Raw genomic sequence first — 18,069 nt, forward strand, 5'->3', positions numbered from 1 at the left:
TCAGGCGGCCGAGGCGTGCTGGTGTGGGGTGCAGGCGGCACCGGGGGCGGCGAGCCGGGCGATGATGTCCTCGATCACACACGGCTGGTCGGGAGTGGAGCGCCGGCGGAAGAAGTAGCCGGAGCACCAGGGCACTTCGCCGAAGCGCGGTAGGTGCTGCGCGGTGAGGGCGCGGGCCTCGGGCAGGCGCCGCCAGGGGATCTGCGGGCACCAGTGGTGGATGGGGTGGAACATGTCGTCGAGGTGGCCGCCGAGCAGGTGCCGGGTGAGCCAGTGGGAAGTCCAGCCGCGGGTCTGCAGGAGGACGTCGTCGTTCTCGATCACTCCGGCGTGGTTGCCGAGATCGGTGATCCAAGTGACGACGGGCCGCACCAGGATGAGGGGGAGCAGCCAGTAGAGCAGGAGGTACGGCACGCCGCCCACGGGCCACAGCGCGGCGACGACGCCGGCCCACAGCACGGCCCGGGTGGCGAGGGCCCGCCAGGTCTCCCCCGGTGCGCGGGTGACCAGGGTCAGCACCGCGGTCCTCGGCAGTCGCCATAGGGCGTTGCGCACGATGACCCGCAGGACGAAGGAGCGGCGGCTGGGCGCCTGGCCCGCGGCGCGGATGTTGCCGGCGCGGTAGGACTGGAACATCGGGTCATCGTCCGAGCCGAGCTTGGCGTGGTGGACGTAGTGGCTGCTGCGGTAGGGCTCGAAGCCCTCGCCGAGCAGGCCCGTCAGGAGGTAGCCGATGATCCGGTTCGCGCGGCGGGTGGCCATGAGCTTGGAGTGCACGCACTCGTGCCCGAGGTTGGACAGGTGGCGCTGGCGCACCCCGATGTAGCAGACGGCGAGCAGGGGACCGACCACGTGACCGAGAAGGTGGCCGGCGATCGCGACGACGGCGATCGCCATGACGTCCCAGGCGACGTCCCATAGGCCGATGGTCGGGCGCCCGCAGAGCTTCTCCAGGTCGGCGATGAGCTGCTGCCCGAGAGCCTTGCGCACAGGGCCGGAGGCTCCGGTGCCGTTGCGGGTCCTGCCGGCGGCGGGGCTGCCCATCAGGTTCTCCAGTCGATGCGGTGCGGGTGGATGGGCCGGGCTCCGGCACGCCCCGCGGGCGGGTAGCAACACTGGCGACCCGCCGTTGGGGACGCCGGAGCACGACGGAGGGTGGTTCAGCCGCAGGTCAGGCGGCGACGAGGGCGCGGTCCGGGCGCATGCCGGCCTTCAGGCTGGCGGCGTCCGGGCGCATCCCGAGCTTCAGCACGGAGGCGTCGGGGCGCATCCCGAGCTTCAGCTCGGTGGCGTCCGGGCGCATGCCGGCCTTGAGGCTGGGGGCGTCGGGACGCATACCGGCCTTCAGCACGGGGGCATCGGGGCGCATCCCGAACTTCAGCTCGGTGGCGTCCGGGCGCATGCCGGCCTTCAGGCCGGTGTCCGGGGTCATTCCGGCGGTAGCGGTCATCGAGTTCTCCCTCTTCGGTCGCGGGGTGATCCGCGAGTCCGGGTGTTCGGGCTGTGGAACTGCCGGGCCGCGGGTCCGGTGAGGTGCTGAACCATCGGCCCGGCACGCCGTGGCGCGGGCGCACGCCGGTGGAGAAGGCCGCGCCGGAGCACGTCCTGTCCATCCGTGGAGGAGCGTTGCGTGGCGCGGTCACGCCGGGCGCTTGGCCAGTCACGCTAGGGCTGGGCCGAAGAGGGCCGCAACGGCTCTGGCCGTTGCGCCGGTTGCACGGGACCGTTGCGTGCCCGTTGCGCGCACATGCTGCTTGAGCTGCGAAAACACCGAAGTCTGGTCCTGAATCGGCGGCATATCAGGCCCGTTGGACCCGGCGGGGCCGGTGGGAGGGCTTCTGCTGCCCGCGTGGGCGCGGCTACTTTGTGGCCCCCGCCGAGGAGCCACGCACGAGATCACCGTGGGCCCGGCTTCCCTCCAACTTCCGGCGGAAACACCGGCCTTGAGGAGCATCCGTGCTCAACCCCGTCGTCATGAAGTCCGACCTGCTGTTCAGCCTGCGGGACACGCTCCGCGCGGAGACCTTCGTCGAGGTGAACACCCCGACGATGCGGAGAGCCGACCTCGGCCCGGGACGCCGCCTGCCGGTGAACCATGACGGCGGGCGGTTCCTGCGGGCGATGATCGGCCCGGCCCTGCGGGTGAACCTGGAGCACCACCGGCGGGTCTTCGAGATCGGTGCGTGTTTCCGGCCCGAGAAGCCGGACGAACTGCACGCGCCCGAGTTCCAGATGCTCGACCTCTACGCCGCCGACGAGGACTTCCACTTCCTCATGGCGCTCGCCGAGAAGCTGATCGGCCCGCACCTCCCGTACACCCCCCAGCAGGTCTCCGTCGCCGACCACATCCACGACCAGTTCGGCATCGACCTGCACCGCGAACCCCTCGGTGACCTGCCCGCGCAGATGGCCGCCCACCTGGACATGAGCGCGGACGTGCCGTTCAAGACGGTGCTCGGACACTACGTGGAGCGCGAACTGGAGGCCCAGAGCACCGGCGCAGCGCTGTTCCTGACCGAGTACCCGGTCGGCGGGGACGAGCCGTGCGCCCGCCTCACGCCCGGCACAGCCGCCGTCCTCAACCGCTTCGAGCTCCTGGTCGACGGCATCGAGGTCGTCCACGGCTACGAGGACGAGCCCGACCGGACCGCGTTCGTCGAACGGGCCCGCGCGGTGGACCTGTACGACGACGAGCAGGCCCTGGCCTGGGAGGCGATCGACGCCGGGCGCGTGCCGGCCAGCAGCGTCGGACTCGGCATCGGCATCGAGCGGCTGTGCATGGCGGCCTTCGGCGTCAGGGACATCACCGTCTTCCAGCAGTCGCCCCAGTTCTGATCGTCGAGATCACCGTCCGGAAAGGAGCCGCGATGTCCCTGTCGCTGCGCCCGCTCGACGAGAGCGGCTTCGGCGCCGTCGTCGACTGCAACCTCGCGACTGGCGTCGAACACCTCGCGCCCCAGCTGGCGGCGGCCCTTCATCAGCACCGGCTGCTGATCGTGCCCCGCCAGCACCTGACCCACGCCGATCTCCTGTCCGTCGCCTCCTGCTTCGGGACGGTGGACACCAGCGTCGACCGCCGATACGCCGTCGGCGGCTTCCCGGGCCTGACCGTCATCAGCAACATCGTCGAGGACGGCAAGCACATCGGCATCTACGACGGGGACAACGAGGAGGAGTGGCACGCCGACAACAGCTTCAAGCCCGAGCTCACCTCGGCGACGATCCTGTACTCGGTCATCACCCCTACGCAGGGCGGCGAGACCCGCTTCGCCGACGCGACCCGCGCCTACGCCGACCTTCACCCGGCGGTGCGGCAGCGGATCGAGGGGATGCGCGCGGTGCACTCCATCGAGCAGCTCGGTGTCCTGCAGAGCCAGGCCAGCGGCGGCCAGTCGTCGATCGCGGCCGGGAGTCTGACCGACCACCCGGAGGTCGAGCACCCGCTCGTCCTGACCCACCCGGTCACCGGCGCCCGCTCGCTGCTGCTCGGCTCCATGGTGATCAGCGGCATCACCACACTCGCCGAGAAGGAGAGCCGCGCTCTGCTCAACGAGCTGCTGGAGCACACGACCAGCGCGCCGTACGTCTACAGCCACCGCTGGAAGCAGGGCGACCTGGTCGTGTGGGACAACCTCGCCACCCTCCACACCGCCTCCCCCTGCGACAGCTCCCGCCACCGCCGGCTGCTGTATCGCGCCGCCGTCCGATAGCCGATGACCTCGTGTTCACTCCGCCGGTTGACCCGCGGCGAGAACACGAGGGCTGCCCCCACAGCCAGCCCTAGGGTTTGCCCATGACCGCGAAGGTTCCCCTCAAAGAGACCGCCCTCAACGCCGACCGAATCGCCCGCATCGGCCGTGAAGTCCAAGCGGTCTGCCCCGACTTCGATGCCGACAACTTCACCCAGTCGGTGACGGCCGACCTCCCCCGGCTGGAGCTGGGCGCCCGGATCGCCCGCACCAGCGAAGGCCTGCGCACCTACCTTCCGGTCACCGGCCCTGACGCCCTCGACGTGCTGCTGCGCTCACTGCCGCCGACCCCCGAAGCGGCCGGCGTGACCAACGACTTCGGCCTGCACACCTACTCGCCCCACTCCGACTTCGTAACTCGCTACCTTCGCACCGGCGAGCACCTGGACCAGGCCCTGACCGCTCTCGCGCGCCTCACCCGGTACTTCTCGGCCGAAGTCGCCGTGCGGGACTTCCTCAACGACTTCCCCGACGAGACGATGAAGGCCGTCGACACCTGGGCCCGAGACGAGGACCACCGGACCCGCCGGCTCGCAAGCGAAGCCACCCGTCCTCTGCTGCCCTGTGCCCCACGCATCTCCCTGCCGGCTGACGTGGCGCTGCCCGTGCTCGAACAGCTCTACGGCGACTCCAGCACCTACGTCCGCACGTCGGTCGCCAACCACCTCCACGACCTGTCCGTTACGCAGCCGGACCTAGTACTCACCACCCTTCAGCGCTGGAAAGACTCCGGTCTCACTGCCGACAAGCACTTCACGTTCATCGCGCGGCAGGCCCTGCGGACCAGGCTGAAGCAGGGCTGGCCGGCGGCCTACACCTTCCTCGGCTACGCCCACGACGCACCGGTCGAGCTGACGCCCCTCACTCTGCTGCGCACCGAGCTCGCCGACGGCGACACGCTGAGCTTCTCCGCCGCACTCACCACCACGGCCGCCGTTCCGGTGCACGCGATGTTTGTGATCTCGTCGACGACACCGACCGGCAAGCCGCGCGAGAAGGTCTACTTCCTGCTGCGCGGCACCGCCAAGCCCGACCGCAAGCTACTGCTCGCCAAGGACCACGTGCTGCGCTCGACGGCCACCGTGAAGTTGACGCCCGGCGCGTACTCAATCGCCCTCCAGGTCAACGGCCGCCGCTTCCCCTCCGTCGCCTTTACCGTCCTCTCCCCCTGACCGACCCACGCCCCGACCGCCCAGACCTACCCCGTGTTCAGGCAGCGCGCTCCACGCCGCTGCAGCCCCAGCCATGCCCTCACAACGACCGCAAAACAGAGATGAGGACGTACGGACAGGCAGGCTGACTGGCTGTCCTGCTCAGCCTTTCCCCGCCCGTGTGATCGCCCGGGGGCTCAGATTTCCCAGGCATCCACGTGATCCAACTACGTGAATCGAAAGGTGAGATACGAACCGCATGACTGACACATCGCGCCCCTTACCGACGGACCGGCAGCTGCGTGTGGGCAGCTACAACCTCCTCAACGGCGGCCAGGAGCGCTGGGAGGAGCAAGTTCGCCTTCTGGGTGGCCTGAACCTGGACGTGCTGAACGTTCAGGAGGCCAAACACTGGGACCAGAAGGATTCCGAGCGCGTGTACGAGACCGCAGAGCGGTTGGGGATGCAGCCGCTGCTCGCCCGGTCGCGCAGTCACGGGTGCCACCTCGTCACGTTCTACCGGTGGCCGCGGGTGCGGTGCCTGGGGTTCTCCCCCGACGCTGCGTGCGGCAACTTTCACCACACCGTCATGCGGGCCCGGTTGCGCATCACCGGCGTCCGGGAGCCGGTCATGCTCGTCCACACCCATCTCGACCCGTTCAGCCCACAGGACCGGCTGGCGGAAGTCCAGTGGCTGACCGAATACGCGAGCGGGCGCACCCTGCTGGCCGGAGATCTCAACACCCCCGGTGCCGACGACGAAGAGCCGGAGGACTGGGGCCTGATCCCGGCGCGCCAGCACTCCGGGCACCGCATGATGCTGCCCGACGGCTCTTACGGCGGCGCGGACCGCCGGGCGATCCGCGCGCTTGTGCACGCCGGCTTCGTCGACCCGCCCGTTCAGCTCGAGCAGCCCATCCCCCGCACTGCGGGGCACATGAACCCGGAACAGAAGTGGGACCACCGAGCCGACCATGTCCTGCTCTCCCCCGCGCTCGCCCCGGCTCTGCACTCCTACGAGGTGCTCGACGACGACGTCATACAGCGGCTGAGCGATCATCTCCCGGTCATCGTCACCCTAGACCTCACCCGCATGTGACCCCGCCGGGATGGCCTGGCCGAACAACCGCTGCCCTGCCGAGCCGCCCGCGGCGCGGGCCTGGACACCAGCCTCGGCGTTTCGGCCATCTCCACTCAGCGGCTCCACCCGTAGACCCCAAGGGTCGGTGCATCCCGCATGCTCCGCCGTGCGCTCGATTCCGGGGTTCTCAGCTCGACTGAAACACATGTGTTCGAAATTCAAGCCGGGTCGTTGAGCTTCACGACTCAGCCGCAGCGACCGTCAAGGGGGGCCACGTTGACCTCGGCCAACACACAGGACCAGCCGGATTCCGACACATCGAAGGCGGGTGCTTCGGACGAGACGAGCAGAGGGCAGGACGAGGAGTTCCTGTACCGGGACCAGTCCAGGCATCAGGCTGGTGCGCAGCTGACTACCGGCACCATGGCGCGACGGCTGCCCGCGCTGGTTCTGCGCTCGTTGAAGATGGCCTGGCAGGTGGACCGGGGCGCGACGGCCGGGCTGCTGGCGTGCCAGATCGGCACCGGCGTGCTCGCCGCGCTGGGGCTGCTCGCCGTCACGGGGACGATCACCGCCCTGATCTCGTCGGGTGACATCACCGAACGCCTGTGGGAAGCGGCGCCACAGCTTGCGGTCGTCGCCGCGGCGACCGGGTTGCGGGCCCTGCTGGGGATCACGGTGACGTGGCTGACCGGGCGGCTGCGGCCGGTGCTCGCCCGGGCGGCGGAGCTGACGATGATCGAGGCCGCGCTTGGCGCGGAGCTGGCGGCGAACAACAAGCCCGGCTACAACGACTTCTACGACATCGCCGACCGCGGTGCCCAGGTCACTCCGGACCTGGTGGACGAGGCGCAGGACGTGCTGGCCGCCACGGCTACGCTTGCCGCCGGCGCGACCGTTCTCGCCGTGCTGCACCCCGCTCTTCTTCCTCTGCTTCTCCTGGCGTGTCTGCCACAGGCCGCCGCGTACGTGCGTGCCGCCCGGGTGGTGTACCTGGCGGGTCTGGAGACCTCCGGGCGTCGCAGGATGCTGCACTAGCTGCGCTGGCACATGGCCTACATGGAGTCCAGCGAGGAGATGCGGGCCTGCCTGGCCGGACCCTTCCTCACCGCTCGGTATCGGCGCCTCGCGGCCTCGGTCAACACCGCCGAGCGCAAGGCCGCGGATACCGGCGCGTGGATGGGGCTGGCCGGCGCGGTTGCCGGCGGAGTAGCGGCGGCCGCAGTGTGGGCCGCGCTGCTGTGGCTCTTGGCCTCCGGCCGCATGGGCCTTGCGGCCGGAGGCGGTGCGGTGTTCGCCCTGCAGACGGCGACCAGCTCCGTGCGCGGCATCATCAACGGCGGGGCCCGATTGGTGCGCACCGGCTGGTACGTGCAGGACTGGCAGAACTTCCTCGACAACGCCCACGGGCAGGCTATGACAGCCTCCCGGGGCACGACGATGCTGTCCGCCCCGCCGGAGCGATTCGAGGTCCGCGACGTCACCTACCGGTACGACGGCGCCCCGAAGGACAGTCTCAGCGGGGTCTCCCTCCAGGTACGGCGCGGGGAGATCGTTGCGCTGGTCGGAGAGAACGGGTCGGGCAAGTCCACCCTGTCGCGGTTGATCTGCGGTCTGCTGCTGCCCACGGCTGGCGAGGTGGCCTGGGACCACACGACTACGGCCGATACGGATCCCTGGGAGGCGTGGAAGCATGTCGCCCTGGTCCCGCAGAAGTACACCTACCTGCCCCTGAGTCTGCGGGACAACATCACGTTCGGGCAGGGGGATACAGCCGACGCCGCTGTGCTCGCCGCGTGCGAGGCGTCCGGGGCGACGGACATGCTGCCCAGCCTCCGGTCCGGTCTGGACACCCTGCTGACGTCGGAGTGGTTCGGCGGCCAGCAACTGTCCGGGGGCCAGTGGCAGAGGGTGGTGCTCACCAGGGCGTTCCACCGGCAGGCCGCTCTGTTGGTGATGGACGAGCCCACCGCGGCTCTCGATGCGCGGGCCGAACATCGCATCTTCACCGGGCTGCGTGACCTGGCCAAGGACCGGGCGATCCTGCTGATCACTCACCGGCTCGCCAACGTCGCCGTCGCGGACAAGATCATCGTTCTCGACCAGGGGCGCATCGTCCAGGAAGGCTCGTACGAGGAGCTCACCCGCGAGCCGGGGCTGTTCCGCTCCCTGTGGGAACTCCAGCAGCGCACCACCGGTGAGGCAGCATGACTTCCGACTGTTCTCAGCCCCATCCCGTGCCCTTGCCGGCCGGCGGCGCCTGGCCGGCGGACTTCACCACGCACCGGGCCGGTACTGGCTGTCCGATGTGCAAGAACGACTTCGCCGCCGAGGACATCGGCTGGGGCCTGCTCGTGCGGCGCGGAGAGGTCAGCAACGCCTACCTGTGGCGCAGTGGCCAAGTTCGCGGGTACAGCGTCGTGATCTACACCGGAGGTCATGTCGCTGAGCCCACCGAGCTGGACGAGCGGGACGCGGCCGCGTTCTGGGGCGACGTCCTCGCCCTGGGCCGCGCTCTGGAGGCGCTCTACCAGCCGCTGAAAATGAACTACCTGCTTTTGGGGAACCAGATCCCGCACGCCCACTGGCACTGCGTTCCGCGACGCGAAGCCGGTATCGACCCCGCCCCGGGCGGACCGCTGCCCTTCGACATGCTCGATCTCGGGCGCCAGAACGAGGAGCAGCTGCAGGCGGATACTCGAGCGCTACGCCAGCTGCTGAACGACCCCGGCAGCCGGTCGGGGGTGCGGCAATGAGCGCCCAGTCGGATGTGATGGTCGTGGCGGGGATCCTGCCGCTGTTCTACCGGATCGTCCCCACCGCGGTCGGTGAAGGCCCGGCGGGGACCGCGACCCGCAACTACGTGGCCCGGGACAGCGACGGCAGCCGGTGGTTCGTGAAGGCCTACCCATCGGGCACTGACCTGGACGCGGAGCGACAGGCGCTGGAGCTCGGCCAGTTCGCGCGCCTCGGCGGAGTGCCGGTGCCGGCTGTGCGGCGGACCCTGGACGGCGGTCTCGTCGCGGTCGCCGGCGGGATGGCGGTGTCGGTCGCGGCGTACGTCGAGAACGCGGAGACAGCGGAGGGCGGCCTGTCCGGCGACCGGTGGGCCGCGGTGGGCGAGACGGTCGGCCGCCTGCACCGAACCCTGGCCCGCCACCCTTCCGGACCGCCTCGTCGCGCAGCCGCCCGGGAGGTCTGCGATGTGAAACGGGCCCGGCAGCGCCTCGAACGACTGCTCGCCCGCTTCACCAAGGAGCCGCCCACCTCGGAGTTTGCCGCCTGGGCGCAGGAGACCGCCGCGCAGCGGCTCGACGCGCTGCCCACCGTGGCCGCCATGTTCAAAGCGCTGTCGGCGTCCTTGACGGTGCAGACCGTCCACGGCGACCTCGCCTCGCCCAACCTGCTCCTGCGAGGTCAGCGCGTGGCGGCATTGATCGACTTCCGGCCGCCGATCCACCGCAGTCCCGTGTGGGAGCTCGGGCGGATCGTCCTCGACCCGCGCACGGTCCTGGCACAACCAGACTGGCCTACCGGCCTGGCGAGCGCGATCACCGCCTACCGGGCAGCCAACCCGGCACTGCCGGCGGAAGAGCTTCTTGTCGTGCCCCGGGTCGCGGCCGGCTACCTGGCCTGCTCGGTGTATCCCCTGTCCGAGCCCGTCGACGACCCCGGGGCCGTCACCCCTGAACTCGAGGCGTACGGCCGGAACCGGCAAGCGGCCATGGTCGAGCTGTGCGAGCGCCTGCCGGAAGCCGAGGAGGTGCTCCATGACCTCCTGCGCTGACCCCTCCTCGACCGGCGCCGCCGCCCGGCCGTCGCTGTGGCGGCACCGCAACTTCCGCCGCTACCTGACTGGGCAGGCAGCCAGCGTGACCGGCAGTTCGGTCAGCGCCATGGTGATCCCCGTGCTGGCGGTGCTCGAACTGGACGCGACCACCGCCGAGGTCGCCTGGCTGACGTTCCTGGGCCAACTGCCGCCCGCACTGCTGGCCTTGCACGCCGGGGCCCTCGCCGACCGCCACTCCAAGCGGAAACAGATGATCACCGGTGACCTGGTCAGCGCCGCCGCGCTGAGCAGCGTGCCGGTGGCGGCCGCGCTGGACCGGCTTTCCCTGACCCAGCTGATGGTGGTCGCGGCCGTGCAGGGTGCGGCGGGCGTGCTGCATGATGCCACCGCGATCAGTCTTCTGCCCAGCCTGGTCGACCGGTCCCTGCTCCAGCGGAGCAACAGCCGCATCGGCGGGCTCTTCGCCGTCGCCGCCACTGCGGGCAGCAACCTCGGCGCCGCCCTGACCGCGCTCCTCGGCCCGGCCCGGGCGCTTCTCGGGGATGTTCTGTCCTACCTCGTCAGCGCCTGGTGCACCGCCCGCATCCAGGCCCCCGAAAGCCCTCGGCCGGCAGCGGAAGGCCGCCGGCTGCACACCGAGATCGGTGAGGGCCTGCGCTACGTGAACGGCGACCACCGGCTGCGCACACTGACCCTCGTCAACGCCTCGACGTCGTTCGCTCTGGCGCTCCTCAATACCTTGTGGGGGCTGTACCTGCTCCGGTCCCTCGCGATGAGCGCGACCGCCTTCGGCGTGGTCCTGGGACTCGGAGCGCTGGGCGCGGCGGCCGGGGCTCTGACGGCCCCGTCACTCGCGGCGCGGTACGGGCCCGGTCCTATGATGCTCGCCGCGCTCGCGATCACCCCGCTCACCCAGATCCCTCTACTCCTCGCCTCCCCGGGCCTGGTCTGGCAGTTCGCCATCGGTGCAGCCCTGTTCCTTCAGCTGGCCTGCGCCGGGGCGGCGGGGACGACCCAGCGCACCATTCGCCAGGTCGTCACCGCCGACGGCATGCAGGCCCGCATGCAGGCCGTGAGTACCTGGCTCACCTCCGGTGCACGGCCGGTGGCCGCGCTCCTCGCCGGCGGGCTCGGCACCTGGATCGGCGTGCGCCCCACCCTGATCGCCGGTACCTGCCTCCTCGTCGTCCCCCTGGCGGTTCTCTACCGCTCCCCGCTGCGCAGTCTGAAGGACATGCCCAGCTCACCCGCCGTGGCTTCTCCTTCAGCCGAAGCCGTCACACCTCCGACGCAGTCGGGGCCGATCGTCCCGAATCCCGCAGTCGCCGTGGATGTGCGGCACGACCGCTCTTCGGAAGGCGGCCCGTGAACACGAACCCGGACACGGCCCCTGGCCCGGAGCCGTCATCGGCGGCCCCGCCATCGGGCGCGCCCCTCCTGCTCAGCACCAACTCCCTGCCCTTCAACGTCCGAGGTGATCACGTGCCGCCCTCCCGCTCTCATATCCGCGCGACCGTCGAGGCCTATCTCAGCCGGCATGCCGAGGAACGGGACGCTCTGGAGGGGTTGCTGACAGTCCTGGACGGCACCGGGGAGCCATCGAGCCGGGCCGCGCTGCCCGGTCACGTCACCTGCAGTGCGGTGGTCATCGACCGCGACCGTCGGGTGCTCCACATCGGACATCGGGTGACGGGGCTGCTTCTCGCTCCAGGCGGCCACGTTGAGGCGGGAGACCGTACGCTCCTGGCCGCGGCCGTGCGCGAGGTGTGCGAAGAGGCCGGGCTGCGTCCCGGCGACCTGTGCCTGACTCCGCAGTTCCTCGACGAGCCGATCGACGTGGATGTGCATGACATCGACGCCAACGCGGCCAAGGGCGAGGCCGCTCACCAGCACTTCGATGTCCGTTTCGCGTTCTACCTCACTGCCGAGCAACCGCCCGCGCTCGCTCTGCAGGACGAGGAAGTCGCCGGGGCCCAGTGGCTCCCGTACGCCGACGTGCGCTCGCCCACACTGCGGGCCAAGCTCCTCGCTGCCGAGCCGCACGGCCTGGATGGGCGCCCGGAGCCCGTCAGCGCCAACGCCCTGATCCACGACGGAGCTGGCCGGTACCTCCTTCATCTACGAGATGACCGCGAAGGCATGTGGGAGCCCTGGGTCCTGGCCCTCGTGGGAGGCAAACGGTCGCGGGACGATGCCAGCCTCGAGGCGACACTGCGGCGCGAGCTGGCAGAGGAGACGCCGGGCCTGGAACCCACGGGCCTGATGCCGTTCGCCGTCCAGGAGGCGACGAGCATCGACGGCCTTGCGGTGCCCATCAGCGTCTACGCCGGGCGCTGGAGTGGGGATGCCGCAGCGGTGGAGCTCCGCGAAGGTGTCCTGCTGACGTGGTGCACCGTGGGCATGCTCGACCGGCTGCGCCTGAGCCCCGGGCTCGGGGAGCTGATCCGGCGCCACGCGGCCGAGCACCCCGCGGCCGAGGGACCGCCGGACGACACCGATCCGCTGCCCGGCGAGGCCCCGCGGGGGACCGAGCTGCACATCGTCGGTGTCCACCTCCATCTCCAGGACGACCAGGGTCGGATCCTCCTCGGCCTGCGCCACCCGGACTCCGCCTTCGCGCCGGACACCTGGCACTTCCTGGCCGGCCACTGCGAGCGGGAAGCCGCGATCGACTGCCTGGTCCGGGAAGCGAAGGAGGAAGCAGGCCTCACCATCGCGCCTGAGGACGTCGACCTTGTGCACACGGTGCACCACGTCGACTCGCCCAACGTGCGGCCCAGGATTGCGCTCGTCTTCCAGGCCCGGTCCTGGACCGGCGACCCGGAGGTCCTGGAGCCCGACCGGTGCGTGGAGTGGCGGTGGTGGAAGCCGCAGGACCTGCCGGACGCGGTCGTGCCGTATACCCGCATGGCGATCGACGGGATTCTTCGGGGGCGCCGGTACTCCGAGCAGGGCTGGGGCGAGCGATGAGCACTCTGGACACCTGTCCCGCCGCCGGTGACCAGGCACCGGAGCGGACCGCAGGCCCAGGCCCGGTCGGGGGAGCCACGCCGGCGGGTGCGGAAGCGGATCCGGCAGCGGCGCGGGCGGCGATGGTCGCCCGGCTTGAGGAGGAAGGGTCTCTGGGGCCGGGCCCGGTTCGCGACGCCCTCCTCGCGCTGCCCCGCGAGGTGCTGATGCCGCAGGCGTACGTACGGCGCAGCGGGCCGGGCGAGGAGTCGCCGCGGTGGGATCTGCTGGACTGGTCGGCGCCGCAGGACCGCCCCGAGCTGCTCGGGCTGTTGTACGGCGGGGCCAGTGTGCTCGTCCAGCATGACGGGGAGCCGCTGCTGGGCCGGGCGCGTGGGACGCGGTCGGGGGCGTCGATCACGTCGATGTCGACGGTGATGGGCCTGACCGCCTCGCTGCTGGAGGAGCTGGATCTGCGTCCGGGGCTGCGGGTGCTGGACGTCGGGACGGGCGCGGGGGTGACCGCCGCGGTGGCCTGCCAGGTCTGCGGTGACCAGGGGGTGGTCACTCTCGACCGGGACCGGCACCTCACCGACGCGGCTGCCGCCCGGCTGGCCGACCTCGGCTTCCGGCCGCAGGTGGTGTGCGGTTCGGGCGAACAGGGCGTGCCGGGCCGGGAGTTCGACCGGATCTTCGTGTCGTACACGGTGGAGCGGGTGCCGATGGCCCTGGTCGAGCAGCTCGCGCCTGAGGGCAAACTGCTGGCGCACGTGACCAGCGCGTCCCCGTCTTGGCCCGGCCTCGCTGTCGTCGGGCGCACCGCCGACGGGCGGCTCACGGCGGAGCTGCGGGCCGTGGAGTTCGCGCACCGGGCCGGGTACGGCATGGCGCGGATCTGGCTCAGCGAGGAGTTCCGGCAGCGCATGGCCACCGAGCCGGGCACGTGGACCCAGCGGAGCATGCTGGCGCCGCCCGCGGATAGCGACCGCGGTTTCTGGCTGGCGGCCGACCATCTCCTCGGCGGTGGTCTGGTGCGGGACTTCGGGTCTGAGCACCTCGCGATCGGCGCACCCGGCTGCGGATCCTGGATGCGCGCGGAGCCGGTGGGCCACCGGCGCTGGAGCGTCACCGTCCAAGGGCCGCGGGACATCTGGAAAGAGATCCAGGACCTCACCGACAGGTGGCGAGCCGCACGCTTCCCCGACCGCTACCGGCTCTACTTCGACGCGGACGGCAAGCAGCGCGCCGCGTCCGAGTGCGGACGCCTGTCCTGGCAACTACCCGCCCGCCGCCCGCTCGATGAGGGAGCCACCTCGTGACCTACCCCGACGGGCCCCTTCCGGGCCTTTCACCGGAGCAGGAGACCATGTTCGAGGGCGCGGCGTTGACCTACGCCCGCCACCGCCCCGGCCTGCCGGACGCGGCGGTGCGCCTGCTCGCCGACACGCTGCGGGGCCGGCCGTTCCCGGTGCTGCTCGACCTGGGCACCGGAACCGGACAGGTGCCCCTCGCGCTCCTGTCCGCCGGCGCTGAACTGACGCACATCGAAGCCGTGGACGTCAGCCCGCAGATGCTGCATCAGGCCAGGCAAGTCCTCACCCCCGTGCTCGGCCACTGCACCCTCAGCCTGGTCCACGCGGCGGCCGACGCCTACGAGCCGCTCGCGACGCTGCCCGGCGAACGGGGCTCCGGCCCGGACCTGATCACCTGCTGCCGGTCCTACCACTGGATGAACGGTCCGGCGGTCCTGGAGATGGCCGACCGGGTCGCCACAGCGGGTGCCGCAGTGGCGATCATGGGCGACGGGAGCCTGTGGACCCACGACGCCGACTGGACCCGTGCGCTGCGCGAGTTGATCCAGCTCTACCTGGGCCCCGAGCGCCGGGCGGGCGCCCGCAGTTCCTACGCCGAGCCCCGCCGCTCGTACGAGGAGGACCTCGCCGCCTCGGCGTTCAACGACGTCACCGAACATCTCTTCCCGGTGACCCGCACGTGGGCGCCGCAGGAGGTACTCGGCTACCTGCGCACCACGTCCTTCGCCGGGGCTGATCTCTTCGCAGAGCGGCACCAGGCGTTCGAGGACGAGGCCCTCGCACTTCTCCACGCGCACGCGGTGGACGGGCCTCTGGTCGAGGAAGCGACGTTCAGGGTTCTGCTCGCCCGGCGCCCTGGTGGTACGCGGTGAGCGGCGGGCAGCGGCACACCGAGCCGGTGGACGTCCACCTGATCCTGCGCCGGGAGACAGCCGACGGGCCGCAGGTCCTGCTGTCGCGGCGGGCCGGGCAGGTGTACGCCGCAGGACTGTGGCACCTGCCGTCGGGGCATCTGGACGGTCCGCACGAGGACGTGGTCACCGCCCTGATCCGCGAGGCGTGGGAGGAGACCGGTGTCGTCATCGACCCGGCCGACGTGCGGTCCGCCGTGACCGTGCACCACCGCAGCCCCGGAGGCGCCAGTCGTACCGGGCACTTCTTCGAGGTCCGGCGGTGGAAGGGCGAGCCCGGGATCGCGGAGCCGGACGTCTGCGACGCGATGGACTGGGCACCCCTTACCGCCCTGCCCGTCCAGCTGGTGGCGTACTGCCGTGCCGGCCTGGACGCCTACAGTGCCGGCGTGCGCCTCGCGGTGCACTTCCAACTGCCCGGCGACAGCATCGCCTTCGACCCCGGCGCCGACCGGCTGCGCCTCGTGCCGGACGTGACCGGCCAGGCGTCTGGTGCCCGTCCCGACGCCGCGGTCGTGGAGTTCGCGGAGCGGGCGGTCGGCCGGATCGCGCAGTGGACGGATACGTCATGGGCGCGCAAGGAGAGCGGCGTGTGGCGGGTCCACGGCGTCCAGGGCGGCACCTGGTACGTGAAGGTGCACCAGAACCAGCGTTTCCACGGCCGGGAGGTGCGAGGGCTACGGACGTGGGCGCCGGAGCTGGGGGCGGCCGCGCCCCGGCTGGTCGCCGCCGACGAGACACTGCGGGCGGTGGTCCTCACTGCGGTGCCGGGCCGCCCGCTGCACGGCACCTATTTGGCACCGGGGCGGGAGAGGGCGGTCTTCCAACGGATCGGCGCGCTGGCCCGCCGCATCCACCAGTCCTCTCCCCCACGGCCCGCTCCCGCCGGCAGCGGCCCCGCCGTGGCCAAGGCCGACCGACACCTGGCCGGGGCGCGGGCGCATCTGCTCCCGGGTGAGGAGGAGTTCGTCCGCGAGCTCGTCCGCCAGGCCGAGGACCTGCAACCGCTGGAGTGGGTGGAGACCCACGGAGATTTCCAGCTCCGCAACATCCTCTACACCCCCGACGCCGCGGACGAGACGGACGACCTTGATGTCTTCGTGGCGGTGATCGACCTCGAGCGGAGTGAGCCGGGGCCGGCTGTACGGGATCTGGTCCGCCTGTCCGACGCCTGGGCCGGCCGCCCCGACCTGTTCGAGGCGTTTCTGGCCGGGTACGGCAGGTCCCTGACCGCCGCCGAGGAGGCCCGCCTCGTCATCGACGCAGCGCTCGATTCCGTGAGCGGGATCGCATACGGCGCTGCCCACGGTGACCCCGAGCTGGTCGAACGCGGCCGGCGGACGCTGGCCCGGCTGCGCGCCGAGCACCGTGCAGCCCTCTCACCGACAGGAGATGCGACGTGAACGCCGACACGGCACCCACTGCCGCGGCCGAGCCGCGCGACGCCGCCGGGCGGCCGCCGGTCCGCGCGGCAACCGCCGCTGACGCCGAGGCCATCACCAGGATGCGCTCCGAATACGTCCTGTCCTCACCGCTGACCGAGGACTGGGTCCGGCAGTGCACGGACGAGTTGGCGCCACGGCTCGCGCCGGAGGGAGACGTCCGGGCCTTCGTCGTCGACGCCCCGGACGGCACGATGGCCGCCTGCGCCCTCGGCCTGATCCACCCCGTGCTCCCGGCCCCGGCCTACCCCCGAGGCCGGGGCGCCCGCGTGCAGATGGTCGCCACGCACCCGAACTACCGGCGCCGCGGCTACGCCCGGGCCGTCGTCTCCACACTCCTCGACCACCTCGTCGACGTCGAGGACGTCACGCTGTTCGAGCTGCACACCAGCCCGGAGGCCGCGCCCCTGTACCGGGAGCTCGGCTTCAGCGGCAACCCGGCGCTGATGCGGATGACCCGCCACCGTCAACGTGCCGGTGCCGTGCCCGGCGCGCAGCCGGACTCGACGTGGGTGCCGCCGCAGCAGTACGCCGACGCCCTGCCCCGGGCGGCCGCGTACGTGTGCCTCTACGTCACCGACGAGGACGACCGGCCGCTCCAGTTGCACTCCGTCTACTCCCCCGGCCACCCCTGGCACATGATCGGCGGCGCGATGGATCTGGGCGAGCGGCCCTGGGACGCGGTGGTGCGCGAGTGCCGGGAAGAGACCGGAATGACCGCCGTAGGTCCGCCCCGGCTGCTGGCCACCGTGTACGGGCAGCCCCGGGCGCAGCGTCCGTACAGCACGCTGCAGCTGATCTTCGACGGCGGGCGCCTCACCGATGCACAGATCCGGGGCCTCACCCTCAACCCGCGCGAGCACGACGAGGCCCGCGTCCTGCCCCTGGCCGACTGGGAGGCCTTGATGCCTGCCCGGGATTTCGCGCGGCTGCGCGCCGTGGAGGAGGCCCGCCGCACCGGCGTGGCCGCATACGTCGACACCTGGGGGAACGCATGACCATCAGCAGCATCGTCTTGATGTCCGACCGGAGAGTCGCCGCGATCCCTGTCCAGGAGAGCGGCGAGGTCCTCCTCGACGCCCGCGTGCACGGCCTGATGGTCGACGACCGTAAACAGGACGCTGCGGGCGCCTGGGCCCACGTCCGCCAGGGCGTGCTCACGCGGCTCCAGCAGGCGCAGGCGCTGCTCCCCGTCGGCGTGCAGTTGCTGTTCATCGAGGGCTACCGGCCCCCGTCCCTGCAGCGCCGGTACTTCGAGGAGTACTCCGACGAGCTCGCCCGCGCCCACCCGGACTGGCAGGCCGCCGAGCTCCGGGAGGCCGCCAGCCGCTTCGTGTCACCGCCGGAGATCGCGCCGCACTCCGCCGGCGCGGCCGTCGACGTGACGCTGATCGACCACCAGGGCCGCGAGCTGGACATGGGCACGCGCGTCAACGCCTCCCCCGAGGAGTCCGAAGGCGCCTGCTACACCGACGCCCCCAACCTGAGCGCCCGGGCCCGCACGAACCGGGCCACCCTGGGCGGCGCGCTGTCCACCGCAGGCTTGATCAACTACGGGACCGAGTGGCACTGGTCGTTCGGCGACCGGTACTGGGCGCTGCAGACCCAGCAGCCAGCCGCCCTCTACGGCCCCATCGAACTGCCCTGACACCGCACCACCACCCCCGCCTTTCACGAACGAGG

The 18,069-nt window shown here is 71.3% G+C and carries 15 protein-coding genes and 1 pseudogene; 14 read left to right on the plus strand and 2 right to left on the minus strand.

Features of this window, described 5'->3' with window-relative positions; translation table 11 throughout:
• Positions 1 to 1,044 carry a fatty acid desaturase gene (locus tag ABZZ79_RS22430; RefSeq protein WP_356691295.1) on the minus strand — a complete coding sequence of 348 codons (1,044 nt, stop codon included), beginning with the start codon at positions 1,042 to 1,044 and terminating at the stop codon, positions 1 to 3.
• A 127-nt stretch (positions 1,045 to 1,171) separates the two neighbouring features.
• Positions 1,172 to 1,450 carry a hypothetical protein gene (locus ABZZ79_RS22435; protein WP_356691297.1) on the minus strand — a complete coding sequence of 93 codons (279 nt, stop codon included), beginning with the start codon at positions 1,448 to 1,450 and terminating at the stop codon, positions 1,172 to 1,174.
• A 506-nt stretch (positions 1,451 to 1,956) separates the two neighbouring features.
• Here ABZZ79_RS22435 and ABZZ79_RS22440 point away from each other — a divergent pair.
• From ABZZ79_RS22440 to ABZZ79_RS22505, 14 genes and pseudogenes are all read left to right on the plus strand, one after another.
• Positions 1,957 to 2,835: an amino acid--tRNA ligase-related protein gene (locus tag ABZZ79_RS22440; protein ID WP_356691299.1), complete on the plus strand. Its 879-nt coding sequence runs from the start codon at positions 1,957 to 1,959 to the stop codon at positions 2,833 to 2,835.
• A gap of 32 nt (positions 2,836 to 2,867) precedes the next feature.
• Positions 2,868 to 3,710: a TauD/TfdA family dioxygenase gene (locus ABZZ79_RS22445; RefSeq protein ID WP_356691301.1), complete on the plus strand. Its 843-nt coding sequence runs from the start codon at positions 2,868 to 2,870 to the stop codon at positions 3,708 to 3,710.
• Between the two features lie 83 nt (positions 3,711 to 3,793).
• Positions 3,794 to 4,921 (plus strand): hypothetical protein, encoded by a 1,128-nt coding sequence (locus ABZZ79_RS22450; RefSeq protein ID WP_356691303.1) that lies wholly within the window; start codon positions 3,794 to 3,796, stop codon positions 4,919 to 4,921.
• Positions 4,922 to 5,159: 238 nt separating this feature from the next.
• Positions 5,160 to 5,999 (plus strand): endonuclease/exonuclease/phosphatase family protein, encoded by an 840-nt coding sequence (locus ABZZ79_RS22455; RefSeq protein WP_356691305.1) that lies wholly within the window; start codon positions 5,160 to 5,162, stop codon positions 5,997 to 5,999.
• Positions 6,000 to 6,257: 258 nt separating this feature from the next.
• Positions 6,258 to 8,192: pseudogene (locus ABZZ79_RS22460) on the plus strand (ABC transporter ATP-binding protein).
• 95 nt (positions 8,193 to 8,287) lie between these two features.
• Positions 8,288 to 8,737, plus strand: a complete 450-nt coding sequence (locus ABZZ79_RS22465) for an HIT domain-containing protein (protein ID WP_356691307.1) — start codon at positions 8,288 to 8,290, stop codon at positions 8,735 to 8,737.
• Positions 8,734 to 9,768, plus strand: coding sequence for a phosphotransferase (locus tag ABZZ79_RS22470; RefSeq protein ID WP_356691309.1), 1,035 nt, complete (start codon positions 8,734 to 8,736; stop codon positions 9,766 to 9,768). The genes ABZZ79_RS22465 and ABZZ79_RS22470 overlap by 4 nt, the downstream gene beginning before the upstream one ends.
• Positions 9,752 to 11,140, plus strand: a complete 1,389-nt coding sequence (locus ABZZ79_RS22475) for an MFS transporter (RefSeq protein WP_356691311.1) — start codon at positions 9,752 to 9,754, stop codon at positions 11,138 to 11,140. The genes ABZZ79_RS22470 and ABZZ79_RS22475 overlap by 17 nt, the downstream gene beginning before the upstream one ends.
• Before the next feature lie 113 nt (positions 11,141 to 11,253).
• Positions 11,254 to 12,741, plus strand: a complete 1,488-nt coding sequence (locus ABZZ79_RS22480) for an NUDIX domain-containing protein (protein WP_356691313.1) — start codon at positions 11,254 to 11,256, stop codon at positions 12,739 to 12,741.
• Positions 12,738 to 14,039 carry a methyltransferase domain-containing protein gene (locus ABZZ79_RS22485; protein WP_356691315.1) on the plus strand — a complete coding sequence of 434 codons (1,302 nt, stop codon included), beginning with the start codon at positions 12,738 to 12,740 and terminating at the stop codon, positions 14,037 to 14,039. Before ABZZ79_RS22480 ends, ABZZ79_RS22485 begins: the two co-directional genes overlap by 4 nt.
• Positions 14,036 to 14,905 carry a methyltransferase domain-containing protein gene (locus tag ABZZ79_RS22490; protein ID WP_356691317.1) on the plus strand — a complete coding sequence of 290 codons (870 nt, stop codon included), beginning with the start codon at positions 14,036 to 14,038 and terminating at the stop codon, positions 14,903 to 14,905. The genes ABZZ79_RS22485 and ABZZ79_RS22490 overlap by 4 nt, the downstream gene beginning before the upstream one ends.
• On the plus strand, positions 14,902 to 16,347 hold the full coding sequence (locus tag ABZZ79_RS22495; protein WP_356691319.1) for a phosphotransferase: 1,446 nt from the start codon (positions 14,902 to 14,904) through the stop codon (positions 16,345 to 16,347). The genes ABZZ79_RS22490 and ABZZ79_RS22495 overlap by 4 nt, the downstream gene beginning before the upstream one ends.
• Complete coding sequence (locus ABZZ79_RS22500) at positions 16,344 to 17,384, plus strand: GNAT family N-acetyltransferase (protein ID WP_356691321.1); 1,041 nt, start codon at positions 16,344 to 16,346, stop codon at positions 17,382 to 17,384. The genes ABZZ79_RS22495 and ABZZ79_RS22500 overlap by 4 nt, the downstream gene beginning before the upstream one ends.
• Positions 17,381 to 18,034: a M15 family metallopeptidase gene (locus ABZZ79_RS22505; RefSeq protein ID WP_356691323.1), complete on the plus strand. Its 654-nt coding sequence runs from the start codon at positions 17,381 to 17,383 to the stop codon at positions 18,032 to 18,034. Before ABZZ79_RS22500 ends, ABZZ79_RS22505 begins: the two co-directional genes overlap by 4 nt.
• Positions 18,035 to 18,069: the final 35 nt, after the last annotated feature.

Source organism: Streptomyces sp. NPDC006458 (assembly GCF_040612135.1).
Classification (GTDB): Bacteria; Actinomycetota; Actinomycetes; order Streptomycetales; family Streptomycetaceae; genus Streptomyces.